This window comes from Rhodococcus sp. KBS0724 (assembly GCF_005938745.2).
Taxonomy (GTDB): domain Bacteria; phylum Actinomycetota; class Actinomycetes; order Mycobacteriales; family Mycobacteriaceae; genus Rhodococcus_F.
On record NZ_VCBX02000001.1, the window covers coordinates 3,467,309 to 3,480,685 of the forward strand.

Below are 13,377 nucleotides of genomic sequence, written 5' to 3' on the forward strand. Positions count from 1 at the left end.
AATACCATCCCGAACCATAATCAGCCACCTCGAGAACCGATTCTCCCTCTCTCGTTAGCAGTGACTCGCAATTGCCGTGTTGGCCCGACACAAACTTTGTCGTTCGCCCGAAGCGGGTGAAGCAGCAACTTGACAACACAGCGAAACTCCCCATGCACGCGGCGCGTCGACAAGTCAGGGGTCAGTGATTTGAATGCCCCGATTCGCTACCAGTTCCTCATCGACGGCGATGTGTCGGATCGCATGAAAGTCACCTTCCCCGATATGAGCACGGCGTCAACCGCGGGCGGATACACAAGCCTGCACGGCCCGGTAGCCGACTACATCGCACTGAGGAGCATCATGGCTCGGCTCGACTCACTGGGACTGACCGTCGCCGAATTACGCAAGCTCCCAGAATAATCGGAGCCTGCAATGGTTCTCCCGCCTGAACCGACCCGAGCCACTCAACGCATGACGGGAACACGTGGTCCACGACCCCCGCCCCTGCCCGCCAGTGCATTCCCACGAGGGTGAGTAGGTACAGGCCGACGTCACTCGAACAACCAGCACGGCACTAGCCGCCAATGTCAACGCACCACAGCGGCAGTGCGGACATTCAGCGGACACCCCGCGCCGCGACCTGAAAACACTGAAGCGACAGGACAACACAGGAGTCGACTATCCGAACAGACCCGGAGCCGACTTTTCGGTCCTCTTGATGTCGTGGGGCATTGTGCAGCGATCCGTGTTGGCGTCTGGTCGCTGTGTAGGTCCAGGGGCTCGGCGGGAACCAAGTTTTCGTGCCCGCCTACCGTGGTTCTCGCCTGAGCGCTGTTCTCTGCCTTGCGCTGCGCGATTCTTTGGTATTGATTCGGGTGAGGTCGTGGTCGTAGTAGGCCAGGACACGGCGATCCATGATCCCCCTCCACAACGGCGGTATCCACGCGCAGACAATCATCACCGCGTACCCCGCCGGAAGTTGCGGCGCCGACGCGTTGCCACGCAAGGACTGATACCTCAGTCGCGGATTCGCATGATGATCGCTGTGACGTTGCAACTGGAAGAGGAACAGATTGCTCACGAGGTGATCGCTATTCCAACTGTCTTCCGGTCGAACCTTCACGAAGCTGCCGTCGGGCCTGCGGTTACGCAACAGTCCGTAGTGCTCAAGGTAGTTCGCGGCCTCCAGGAACGAGATTCCAGCGAAGGCCTGCAAAAGCAGCCACGGCGCGATCTCCCACCCGAATACTGCGATCAACCCGCCGAACACCGCGAGGCTCATCGCCCACGTCTGCACAATCGCGTTCCCAGGACCCCACGCACGTTTCCCACGCCGGTGCAGACGCGCCGCTTCGATCCGCCATCCCGACTTCAACCCGCCGACGACACTGCGCGGCAAGAACGCCCAGAATGATTCACCGAACCGGGCACTGGCGGGATCGTCCGGTGTCGCCACCCGCACATGATGGCCATGGTTGTGTTCGACGAAGAAATGCCCGTAGAACGATTGCGCGAGGACGATTTTCGCCAACCATCGCTCGACGCTTTCGTTCTTGTGGCCCAGCTCGTGCGCGGCATTGATGCCGACACCGGCCACGACACCGACAGTCATCGCGAGAGCGATCTTCTCACCCGTGGCCATGGGCGCGTTCACCCAGCACCAGCATGCGAAGATCAATCCGGCATACTGCAACGGCAAGAAAAGGTATGTGCACCACCGATAATATCGATCCTTCTGCAGCAACGGGATCATGTCGTCGGGTGGGCTCTGGCCGTCTTCGCCGGCAAGAAGATCGAAAATCGGGATGACCAAGACCAAGATCCATGCCCCCGTCGCCCAGAACAAACCCAAGCTCAGATGTTCAACGAGAACCCAGGACAGGAACGGGCTCAGTGGAATCAGGAGACCCAACGGCCACCAGTACCGTTTGCGGTCCCGCCAGCGCGGAGGGTTGGCGGTCTCGGATGGAGCGGGTGTGGGGGTCATCAAGATGATCCGAACATGTACAACACTATGGTGGGGCTCCGGTCGTTAGACGAACATACAACCTGTGTATCCCATTCCGCCGCAATAAGTTACATGCGCGTCGAGTTGCCGGTAATATTCGAAGGCCAAAATGGCCATGTGTGCGTATTCGCGGGTAGTTCTCGGTTACCCCGCAACCAGAGCACCGTCGTTTGCCGATACCATCGCCGAGGTTCGCAAGCCGTGAATGACGTTGCGGCAGAGCCTTGATCGGTGATTCCGGTTTTCCGGTCCGGTGGCGGTAAGGCCGACCGCAGTGGAAGTAGGACTACTTGTCGTAGATGGACATACATTCGCACTGGTGACCGACGTCATAATGGATGGCGTCAGGAAGCCTCTGGATCCGCCGCTACGGAAAGGTGTCTACGCTGGTAGATCCTGGCCGAAATCCACGACGCCATCAGCCGACGGCGCGGAGGACTGACTGCGATCATGACGTGCACCCCCAACGCTGGCGGCCGCCTACCGAAGCGGGCGCATAGACAATGAGACCCGCAACGCCGAACCGGTTCAGCGTTATCCACTACACAAGGCACAGTTCACGAGGCGCCCACCAGGGAGCCCCAACGACACGCCGGCTACCGGCCACCGATGCGCACTCGCTCATCCGGGGCGAACTCGACGAGGGCATAAGATAACTGCCCCAAGAAGCCGACCGGGCGCCGACATCGCTGCAATACGAAGTATCAAGAGTCTCACCCGTCAACGGGTTCTTCACGCGTCGCCAGCGAGCGCCGCTGGCACTCAATCACCCCGTGGGTGCAACGCCTCGTTCATGCTCTCCACCCCACGCGCATGCACCGACAGATCCGCCCGAGCCGACCGCATCGCAGCTCTGCGACTGCGCGACCCCGACACCTCAGAGTCCCCTTCCGAGCCCGACACTGCGTCGTCACGGCCCCCTCGGGCGTTGTCGGAGTCCTCCCGATCGGACTGCGCACGGAGCAACGACTGGGACTTCGAGGTATTTCGCATCCGAACATTATTCCAGAAGGACACCCGGCACCGGCAGCCTGTTCACAACCATTGCTGGCCTCCGGCAACCATCCAGCGGTTTTCCCCCGAGATCGTATCTATCGAGACCACTGGAAAATATCTACAGCGACCGGGGTAGACATTCACATCAAGCCGTTGTATCTTTTCTCTTGTACCGAGAGAATGAATCACGAGGTGCGGGAGAGATGAACTACCCGCAAGCAGTACCGCAGGGCAGGGCAGGTTCGAGGCCGAAGTTGTGTACGTGTGTGTGGCCTCGGCAGCCCCTTGAGAGCGGCTACCGGACAGTGCAAGTGAAGTCCGGAAGCTCGAAAGAGTGCAGTTGTGTAAGGAAGTTCAACCCAGACCCCCGGCGGCCTCCACGGCGCCGGGGGTCCCGTCCGTTGACAGAGAGAAGCGACCCATTCAGGTAGAACCCCCCGGCAGTGCACTGTCCGACAAATTCGACGACGAAAACTATCCCGCCTACAGCATGGGCCAGGCCGCCGACATCCTCGGGGTCCGGCAAGCTTTCCTGCGTAGTCTCGACGCTGCGAAACTCCTCACCCCGCAACGCTCCGATGGCGGGCACCGTCGCTACTCCCGCTACCAACTCCGTATCGCCGCCCGCGCCCACGAACTCGTCGCCGGCGGTACCCCTCTGGAGTCGGCGTGCCGGATCATCATCCTCGAAGATCAACTCGCCGAAGCCCGCCGTATCAATGCCGAACTCCAGCACACCCAGCAGCAGGAGAACCTGTCCGGCGACACACCCGAATAGATTCGATTCACACCGCCGTCTTTCCTTCGGAATTCCTCCACAAAAAATTCTGGCACTCGGACTTGCCGAGTGCCAGAATCTCTGTTTAACATGTTCTCGCACAGTAAGTTCGGTCGCCCGCCGCGGTGGCGGGGACCTTTCAATTTTCGACATGGGAGGTGCGTTGCTGTGCTCCGTTTCGATCCTTTCACCGACATCGACTCGATCACCAAATCTCTGCTCGCCGCAGGTTCCGGCAGTAGCCGCAGTCCACGATTCATGCCGATGGACCTCTACAAAGTCGACGACCACTACGTCCTGCACGCCGATCTTCCCGGCGTTGATCCCGGTTCGGTCGACGTGCATCTCGACGGCTCCACCTTGACGTTGACCGCGCACCGCAGCGCCCCCTCCGAGGACGGGGTGAGCTGGCTGGCCGGTGAACGATTCGCCGGCACCTACCGACGCCAACTCTCCATCAGCGACGACATCGACAGCGAACGCATCACCGCCTCCTACGACAACGGAGTGCTGACAGTGAGCCTGCCGATCGCCGAAAAAGCGAAACCACGACGCATCGACATCTCCTCCGGGCCACCCTCACACGCCGGAACCGATCAGACGGCGCAGCCGGTACCGATCGAAGCCTGACAAACCCCTGCTCGTACACATCACGGTGATACCCGAGAACCCTTCGCCCGGTCCTCGGGTATCACCGCATCTCCCGTCGACCCTTGATCGCCAGAGGTAGTTACCATCAAGGCGCACAACAGATATCGCGAGAGTTCGCGATATCTGTAGCGATACACGGACCGTACCGGCGGATCTCGAGGACTAAAGTCTTCTCCAACCTCATGGAACTCTTCGGTGCCGCCCAGAATTCCTATCCGAAAAACCGACAATCAATCGTCGAAAACGTCGCGGCGGCCCAGCCCTTCGACATAGATTCTCGTCACGAGTTCTCGACACTTCGACCTCGGAACGACCTGGCGATATGCGTCGTCCGTCCGGCGTCCGAAAACCGATCTAATTTCGACGCTGCGAGGGCACCGGTCGTGGTCATCGTTAGCCTCGGAGACCGTCGACTCCGCCTTCCGTTCGCCACCTCCCCCGGATGTGACAGGCCAACGGGAGCATCCGAACACTGTCGTACGGATCGATGCCAGGACATGAATCGAAACGAAATCCAACCCGCGCAACACAGGGTCAGCAGCGACACGCTTGACCTGGGTGCCACCACCGACTGCCGGGTTGCGCTTAGCTACCGACCGGAATAAACTGTGCAGTAACTGCTTCTTGTGAGCGGTCGAGTCGGCCACCGAGCAGTTTCACGTTGATCTGCACATCGGAGGCCGCGCTATGAAGCCGGTGACTATCATGCCAAACGACGAGTTGGCTGACTTGTACTGCTCGTTTCGTTCCGAAATTGTTAATCAGAAGTTGCTGGTCCCGTTCCCGGACCCGAAATACTTTGCAGACCTGGACGACGACGCACACAAGATTTACTCAGAGATGGCCAAACGGGGTATGCTGGTCTCCGAAACGGACCCCCTGGCAAAGTAAGCATTGGAAGGGGAGGCGGTCACCTTCCTGACGATCACTCCAACGGCAATCGAGCGGGGTTCGCGGAATGAGGCATCCACTGTCGTCTTGTTCGACGCACATCACGGAACTGTCAACGTCTACCAAACGTAGAATTGCATTGTTCCCCCGCTGACTTGCAACAAGTCCAATTTCCAGGATAGGCGTGAGGTCGAATAACAATGCTGCGTCTAACAATGCTGCGTCGCTGCGGTAGTCATCGTTATCCCTTTAGCCGTCATCGAGGTGTGAGCAGGTCGTCCCTGTAGGAAGTGCATTCGAACCCACCTCTAGGACAGCTCAGGAGATACCGGACTGGCACCGCTGCTGGGGTGGATCGCAATGCTTCCACCTCTGGCGGATGCGACGGCAGAGGTGATGCAGTTCCAGAACACCGGTATGGACGTAGTGGAGCCTGTTGCTGCCGGAACTGGAAGCAAGCCTCTGATGTTCCCCGAGTTTCGTGGAGACGTCATATTTGATTTCAGGCTACGGGTTGGCGTGTGAAGTGTACGTTCTCGAACTCGATCGGGGTCAGGATTCCGAGGGCACTGTGCCGGCGTCGGCGATTGTGGAAGATCTCGAGGTACTCGAACATGGCGTTGGCCAATTCGATCCTCGTTTTCCATCGTTTCCGGTTCAAGAGTTCGGTTTGCATTCTGCCCCAGAAAGATTCGATCACGGCGTTGATGCTCCTATAGTTGTCAAATCGCGTTGGCACTGGTCACGGGATTGTTGACGAGGTGATAGACCTCGCGGATGACGTAGCGTTTCAGGCAGCGAATGATGTCTCTTTTGGCCTTTCCTTCGGCGGTGCGGCGTGCGACGTAAATTTTGGTGGGCTCGTGAAACCGCATGCGTACGATGACTGTTCGATAGATGGCGGCATTGAGCTGCCGATGACCGCCGTGGTTGATCCGGTATTTCCCGGTCGTCGTCCCTGAGGACGCAGGGATCGGACTGATCCCGGCAAGCTTGGCCAATGCAGCTTCGGACTTGATTCGCTCCGGGTTGTCACCGAACACGATCAAAATCTCCGCTGCCGTGTCAGTTCCGATTCCATATGATTGAACGAGTTGTGGTGCAGTAGTTTTCACTAATCGTTCGATATGTTCGTTCAACTCAGCTGCTTCATGATCGAGCATGAGCCACCGGTGGGCGAGGGTTGCCAGCGTGATCTGCATCGAGTCGTCAGGACTGTCCAGATGCTCGACGGTCAACGCTGCGCAGTGACGAGCCAAGGTGATTTGTGTTTTCCCAGCCATTTCGGCGCGTAATACTTCCGGTGCATGCACCAGCATCGCTTTCAGCGTCACCATTGTCGTGGCACGCGCCTTGACGGCAGTGTCATGTGCGACTTTGAGTTGGCGAATCATCTCGACCGTTCCGTCGGCGGTTTTCGGTTCGGCGGTAGCGAACCCGGCCATCACTGCTTTCGCCGCATTCTGGGCGTCGATCGTGTCCGATTTTCCGACCAGTCGGCGTATCCGTCGATCCGGTCGGGCAACTTCGATGACGCGGTAGCCGCGACGTCGGATGAACGAGGTCAATGCACCACCGTAGGAGCCGGTCCCTTCGATTCCGAAGGCTATCGGCTGTCCGAATGACTCGGCCCACGAGAGTAACTGGATAAATCCGTGCGAGTCGGCGGGAACGCTGATGGTCGAGAGCAAACCGGCGGTGGTGTCGAATACCGCACCGACATGCACGTATTTGTGGGTGTCGATCCCGACAACAACATCGCCTGATTTCGTAGTATCTACAGCTGTGGTGGTGGCCATGACGGTTCCTCCGGAACGTCGATCCGATCTACCATGGGTTGCACACTGGCATCAGGCCTGATCGACAGGACTGTCACGGGGACGCTCGCAAACCGACCTCCAGGCTCCTTATCAAGTCAGATCGGGCGTGATGCCAGTGCCGTGCGCCCAATTAGAGGGCTGACAGATCAACGCAAAGACACTGAAAGGGTCACTCGTAACAAGAGTCAAGCCGCTCTAACTGGGACTTTGCCGAATCTACGCGCATAGACCGGCAGGAACAGACTGACAGTCATAGCAATCGCCGATCGATCCCGTCGACGGGACCAGTCCTGAGTCGTGTGCCCGGCGGGTGAATGCCCAGGACGTAAATTGCACTCCGCGGTCCGAGTGAATGAGTGTGCCGGGTGTGGGGCCTCGATTCGAAATGGCCATTCCCAGAGCGTTTGTCACCAATGTCGCTGTCTGCGAGCTGTCGATCGACCAACCGACGACTCGCCTCGAAAACGTATCCAGGACAACAGCGCAGTATATTTTGCCTTCACGGGCTTGGATTCCAGCAATCGTCGCAACACTCGTGATTACGAGACTTCCAGTAAAGCACTCAGGCGCTCGGCAGGGGTGTCCCAGTCGAGCGATTTCCGGGGTCGGTCGTTAAGCTCCTCCGCGACGGCCAAGAGTTTGTCGACGCTATGCGCTGCCAGGTCGGTACCGCGCGGGAAATATTGGCGGAGAAGCCCGTTGGTGTTCTCGTTGCTGCCGCGCTGCCAGGGAGCGCCCGCGTCTGCGAAATAGACATCGAAGTTGGTCGCGGCGGCGAATGCCCGGTGCTCGGCCATCTCGGCGCCTTGGTCCCAGGTCAGAGTTCCTCGCAACGATACGGGCAGATGACGGACGGTGGTAATGAGAGAGTCGCGGACGGCTTCGGCAGTCCGTTCACATCCGAGGTGCCCGAGCATCACGAAGCGGGAGGAGCGTTCGACTAGTGTCGCGATCGCCGATCCACCCAGCGCACCGATGATGAGATCGCCTTCCCAATGTCCTGGAACTTTTCGCGATTCAACCTCCGCCGGCCGATTGCTGATGGAGTTCATCGGGTCGACGAACCGCGGCCGGCGGGCATCGGGCTGCTTGTGTGGTTTGCGCGCAATTCGACCGCGGCGCAGTTGCTTTCCGAGTTCCCGTGTGAGTTCGCCTCGGGCGTGGACGTAGATTTCCTTGATAAATCGTCTCGGTGCTCGCACGCATCTGCGGAGTGGTCGGAAAGTCCTTGATCAGTCGGTGACTGATCTGTTGCGGCGACCACCTTTTCGCCAGTTTCCCCTGGACGTAGGAACGAAGCTCGGCATTGGCAACCAGCTTCGCCTGCCGCGGCCTGGCCCGATGCTTCACCGACAGCCGATGCGCCGTATGAGGCATATATCCCCTCACCGAGACGGTGTTGCGCTTGAGTTCTCGGCTGATCGTCGACGGTGCGCGTCCCATCTCCGACGCGATCGCCCGGATCGACAACCCCGCACGCCGTAGATCCTGCAACTGCTCACGTTCGAGCAGGCTGAGGTAACGGGGATGGATGATCTTCTCGACCACATTGAGGAAAGACACTTCCGCCGATCGCGCGAGTTCTTCGTTCTGGCACAACATCATTGTTCTTGACGGGGTACCGCACCACCCGGCCGTCGGGATAGACCCGACCCCGGTTGATGATCGTGATGCCTTTGTCCCAGTCGGTCGCCGATCGGGCATCGGCCCCGACGCGAGCCCTCGCCTCTACGCGCGTGAGTCCAGCAGCTCGCAGACGTAGGAACTCTTCACGCCGCGGGTTTACCTTGCGCGCCTCGCTGGTCGATATCCCAGCTTTCCGCGCCCACGCATAGGCTGTTGGCCGATGAATCCCCAGCTCATGAGCAACAGTCGAGATGATTTCCCGCTCGCGAACGAGCCGCAAGAACTCAGCTTTCAGTTCTGCGGGGTAAGTGCGCGGCGCGGCCCGCGCCATGGTCAGCCCTGTCTTCCGCAACCAGTTGTAGCCTGCGTCTTCATGAACGCCGACTGCACGCGCTGCGGCGCGGACCGTGCCACCTCTGTCGAGTAATCGGAAGAATTCTTCCTTCTGCTGATCCGTGTACTTTTTGCCAGCCATTGCAACACCTTTCAGTAGGTGTTGCGACGATTGCTGGAATCCAAGGGGTGGGATGTTCGGTGATGTCCGTGACCCACAGCTTGTTCGGCTCGTCGCGAGTGAACGTGCGGTCCACGAGATCGCTTGCGGTTGGAGTCTGATGCTTGGAACGCGCACGTTTGTTTCCCGGAAGTCCTTTCACACCAGCTGTTCTCATCAACATTTCGATGCAGCCGTGTCCAACGGCAATACCGTGGCCAAGGGTGAGTTCTTCCGTGAACTCGGCGGGCACCGTAGGTGCCATGCGAGGCGGTGTGAACCTCGGTGATCAGCTGCGTCAACCAGGCATGTCGCAGTGCGCGTTCTGAGGGTGGCCGGTTTCGCCACTCGTAGAAGCCGGACTCCGACACCTCCAAAACGCGACATGCCGTCTGGACGGGTAGTCCTTCCTTGGCCATCACCTCGATCGCTTCGAACCGCCTTTTGCGGCCGCCACCGACTTCAGCAATTCCGTGGAGCGTGTGGCGATGGCAAGCTCGGTCTCCAACTCGGCGATACGACGACGAGCAGCGGCGAGTTCGGCGCTCTCGATCGAGCTCAGCCCCGGCCTCTGACCGGTATCGATGAGCTCCTGGTTTCGCCAGTTGTAGATGGTCTGTGCGGTGACACCAAGACCTGCGGCGACCTCGGCGACCGTGCATCCTGACTTCAACAGATCAAGGACTTTCCGGCGGAACTCGGGCGGATAGCGTCGGGGCATCGTGAACCTCTCTCGGGTGCATCAATGCCTGAAGTAAAACAAACGAACTCCGAAAAACTCGGGGTACATCAGCGTTGGGGCGCGCTATTGACGACGGTTCAAAATGGTTCTGGCAAGCAGTGACTCAGCGATCGAGCGGTTTCGTGCGAGTGGTCAGCGCGCTTCGAGGTAGGCGACGACAGCCAGTACCCGACGGTGGTTTTCACCGCTCTCGGCGAGGTCGAGTTTCGTGAGAATGCTGCGCACGTGTTTCTCGACCGTGCCCGCAGTGACACAGAGCCGGCGGCCGATCCCCATATTCGAGCGCCCCTGGGCCATCAATGCCAACACTTCTCGTTCACGCGCGCTGAGAGCATCGAGTGGGTCGTTGCGTCGGCGAGCCGTAACCAACTCCCGAACCAAATCGGGGTCGATAACTGCTGCGCCCTTGGCAATTCGATGCAGGGTCTCGACAAAATCGTCGACGTCGGTGATGCGGCTCTTGAGCAGGTAGCCAATCCCCTGACCGCTTGCGAGCAACTCCATTGCCTGCTCGACGTCGGCGTGCGCCGAGAGGACCAAAACCCCGGTTTCCGGGAGTTCGTCGCGGATCACCTTCACCGCGTCGAGTCCTTCGGTCGTAGAGGTCGGCGGCATTCGAATGTCGACCACCACGAGATCCGGCGACGTTTCCCGGACCGAATCCAGCAATTGCTCCGCGTCGCCGGCCTGACCCACAACATCGACGCCCGAGCGGGTGAGCAGGCTTGCGAGACCCTCGCGAAGGAGAACCTCGCCGTCGGCCAGCACCACCCGGACGGTACCGGTGCTTGTCTTGTTCATATCTCGAGGTGATGCAACGAAATTGAAATCTGTCATCGTCTGCTCCGAGACTCCCACGCACGACTCCGGCTTTCACCCCAACGTCGCAGCACCAATCACGTGCGGGTCTGCCGAGCTTCGTCGTACATGCAGGGCCGGTGACCTCAGCGGTGACGTCAGCGGTGACACTGTGGTAACCGGTACGACTAGGGTCGAAACCTACTTCTCGACCCTCGCCGCCTCGAGATTAAGGCATGCCGCCCGCGCGCGTGCAGAGCATCGCGATGATGACAACCGTTGTGCGCCTGTGTTAAAGGCTTTTTGGTCGGTTCAGCTGCAGAAGGCATCGGCGCGATGCTAGTGCGCAGTGATCGTGACCGCAATCCGTCGACCGCTAGTCCATCAGTTACAGAACCCGACACGAGCCGCGGCGGGGCTGAATAGACCGGTGGCGGTATTTCGGCGAGGGGAAGTACGGCAATGCTGTCTCATCAAAAGCTGATTCGTACTTCATGCGATGGGTCGCCCAACAGGTATGGGCACACTGGGCATCGAACGCCGCCCGCACTTCGATCCTCACCATGAGGATTGCACGAGCATGTCACACGGATATGACTGTGGGGCAACTACATTCTACATTCCCACCCAGGGCGTCACGGTGATACCCGGGTGCGGAATTGAACTCGGGCGCTCCGGCCACCTTGGCCGTCCCGCCCCCTGCGCGGGGCAGGATGCGTCGGACTCGTGTGCCGAGGTTCGCCGCGACGACGAGGACGACGGCTCCGTCGCACTCGTCGACAGAGCCGTTTCCAGTCGGTGGTTCAGGGCTTTTCAGCGAGAACGTCGAGGTGGCTGATTTCGGGCGGCTCAGCGAAGAGTTCGTCGGCGCGTTCGCCGAGGGCCTTGCCGACCGGACCATTGAGATGTGTCTCGCGGGCAGCTTGGTCCGGGAATGCGTCGATGATGCCGAACGACGAGGGCCCGAACCGTACCGCAAACCAGGGTTTCGTGCCGGGCTCCTGCTCGACGAGCGGCAGTGCCGATCGGAGGAATTCCTCGACCGCTTTTTCCTTGCCGGGTTTGGCTTCAAGTCGGACCAGCAGCGCCTTGGTGGCCATATCGGGTCTCCTCCTCGAGGTGGTGGACACTGTCAAGCATCACACCATCCATCGGTTAAAGGAAGGAAGCCGAGCCCACCGATCGAGGAAACCGATCCCGCCCCCTAGCGATCATGGAGCCGAAAGAGGAGACTCCATGGTGAGGGAATGCGACACCTGGAACGCAGCCGCAGTTGCGGCGAGACAGGAAAAATGTTGGTGCGCCGACATTTTGGCGCGGTCTTCACTTCCGCGCGCCGTGGACCTCCCCCGAACAGCACGATTCATTCGGTCGGTCGCTCACGCGTGGACACCTGCGGCCGGCGAGATCAACCGGAAAAGCCGCAGATACCAGATAAGGGAGTGCCGCGATGAAAGCGCTTGTATACGACGGGCCTCGTGAGGTTCACGTCAAGGACGTGCCCGATGCGAGGATTGAGCAGCCGACAGATGTGCTGGTGAAGATCACGAGCACCAACATTTGCGGGTCGGATCTACACATGTACGAGGGCCGCACCGATCTGGAGCCCGGAATGGTCCTCGGCCACGAAAACTTGGGAATTGTCGCCGAAGTGGGTAATGCGGTAGTCAAGGTATCACCCGGGGATCGAGTGTGCTTGCCGTTCAACATCGGCTGTGGTTTCTGCCGAAACTGCGAGGAAGGGTTGACCGCGTTCTGTCTGACGGTGCACCCCGATCCGAAGATGGCCGGCGCTGCATTCGGTTTCGCGGGGATGGGTCCGTTCTGGGGCGGACAGGCGGAATATCTGCGAGTGCCGTTCGGCGACTTCAACTGTCTGCGACTGCCCGAGGATGCCCAGGACAAGGAAACCGACTACGTGATGCTGTCGGACATCTTCCCGACCGGATGGCATTGCACCCGCCTGGCCGACATGCAACCCGGCGATTCGATGGTGGTCTACGGCGCTGGCCCAGTCGGTTTGATGGCCGCGTATTCGGCGATGATCCAGGGAGCGAGCAAGGTGATGATCGTCGACCGTCACCCCGACCGGCTGCGCCTGGCCGAAGACATCGGCGTCATACCCATCGACGACTCGAAGGGCGACCCCGTCGAGCAGGTCCTCGAGCAGACCAACGGTCACGGCGCCGACAAGGGGTGCGAGTGTGTCGGGTATCAGGCACACGACCCGCAAGGCCACGAGGACGCCGCCATGACGATGAACCGCCTCGTGGATTCGGTGCGCTTCACCGGCCACATCGGGGTGGTCGGCATCTTCCTGCCCCAGGACCAGAACGGCCCCGACGAACTCGAGCGCAACGGCAAGATCGCCTTCGACATGGGCAAATTCTGGTTCAAGGGCCAGAAGATCGGCACCGGACAAGCGAACGTCAAGCACTACAACCGGCAACTGCGGGACCTCATCCACGAAGACCGGGCAAAGCCCTCCTGGATCATCTCCCACGAACTCCCGCTGACCGAGGCCGAATCCGGCTACCAGCACTTCGACGCCCGCGACGACGGCTGGACCAAAGTCGTCCTGCATCCCTGAGC

11 protein-coding genes and 2 pseudogenes are annotated in these 13,377 nt (G+C 59.9%); 4 read left to right on the plus strand and 9 right to left on the minus strand.

The genetic code is table 11. The features are described 5' to 3' along the window. Positions 1-189: 189 nt before the first annotated feature. A complete protein-coding gene (locus tag FFI94_RS15905) occupies positions 190-402 on the plus strand; it encodes a hypothetical protein (protein WP_138868704.1) in 213 nt (70 codons plus the stop codon). A gap of 388 nt (positions 403-790) precedes the next feature. On the opposite strand, the gene FFI94_RS15910 is transcribed toward FFI94_RS15905, so the two are convergent. Continuing rightward, complete coding sequence (locus tag FFI94_RS15910; RefSeq protein ID WP_138868705.1) at positions 791-1,969, minus strand: alkane 1-monooxygenase; 1,179 nt, start codon at positions 1,967-1,969, stop codon at positions 791-793. 1,507 nt (positions 1,970-3,476) lie between these two features. Here FFI94_RS15910 and FFI94_RS15915 point away from each other — a divergent pair. Together FFI94_RS15915 and FFI94_RS15920 are read left to right on the plus strand one after the other, a co-directional pair. After that, complete coding sequence (locus tag FFI94_RS15915; RefSeq protein ID WP_138873217.1) at positions 3,477-3,764, plus strand: MerR family transcriptional regulator; 288 nt, start codon at positions 3,477-3,479, stop codon at positions 3,762-3,764. Between the two features lie 168 nt (positions 3,765-3,932). Next, a complete protein-coding gene (locus FFI94_RS15920) occupies positions 3,933-4,394 on the plus strand; it encodes an Hsp20/alpha crystallin family protein (protein WP_138868707.1) in 462 nt (153 codons plus the stop codon). 1,414 nt (positions 4,395-5,808) lie between these two features. Here the strand turns inward: FFI94_RS15920 and FFI94_RS15925 are convergent. The 8 genes and pseudogenes from FFI94_RS15925 to FFI94_RS15960 all read right to left on the minus strand — a co-directional run. Next, positions 5,809-6,012: pseudogene (locus FFI94_RS15925) on the minus strand (IS3 family transposase); the annotation flags it as partial. 16 nt (positions 6,013-6,028) lie between these two features. Beyond that, entirely contained in the window at positions 6,029-7,105 is a 1,077-nt protein-coding gene (locus tag FFI94_RS15930; RefSeq protein ID WP_138868710.1) for an IS110 family transposase, read from the minus strand. A gap of 237 nt (positions 7,106-7,342) precedes the next feature. Then, the gene (locus FFI94_RS34735) at positions 7,343-7,723 is read right to left on the minus strand and encodes a DDE-type integrase/transposase/recombinase (RefSeq protein ID WP_138873218.1); all 381 of its coding nucleotides are present in this window, start codon (positions 7,721-7,723) and stop codon (positions 7,343-7,345) included. Continuing rightward, positions 7,666-8,671, minus strand: a pseudogene (locus FFI94_RS15940) (IS30 family transposase); the annotation flags it as partial. The gene FFI94_RS34735 and the pseudogene FFI94_RS15940, both read right to left, overlap by 58 nt. Further along, positions 8,625-9,227, minus strand: coding sequence for a transposase (locus FFI94_RS15945; protein WP_138868711.1), 603 nt, complete (start codon positions 9,225-9,227; stop codon positions 8,625-8,627). The gene FFI94_RS15945 and the pseudogene FFI94_RS15940, both read right to left, overlap by 47 nt. Positions 9,228-9,663: 436 nt before the next feature. After that, a complete protein-coding gene (locus FFI94_RS15950) occupies positions 9,664-9,966 on the minus strand; it encodes a transposase (protein WP_138868712.1) in 303 nt (100 codons plus the stop codon). A gap of 153 nt (positions 9,967-10,119) precedes the next feature. Further along, positions 10,120-10,788 carry a response regulator transcription factor gene (locus FFI94_RS15955; protein WP_260684156.1) on the minus strand — a complete coding sequence of 223 codons (669 nt, stop codon included), beginning with the start codon at positions 10,786-10,788 and terminating at the stop codon, positions 10,120-10,122. Positions 10,789-11,588: 800 nt separating this feature from the next. Next, positions 11,589-11,885, minus strand: coding sequence for a putative quinol monooxygenase (locus tag FFI94_RS15960; protein ID WP_138868714.1), 297 nt, complete (start codon positions 11,883-11,885; stop codon positions 11,589-11,591). Between the two features lie 350 nt (positions 11,886-12,235). On the opposite strand from FFI94_RS15960, the gene FFI94_RS15965 reads away from it, so the two are divergent. Continuing rightward, a complete protein-coding gene (locus tag FFI94_RS15965) occupies positions 12,236-13,375 on the plus strand; it encodes a glutathione-independent formaldehyde dehydrogenase (protein WP_138868715.1) in 1,140 nt (379 codons plus the stop codon). Positions 13,376-13,377: the final 2 nt, after the last annotated feature.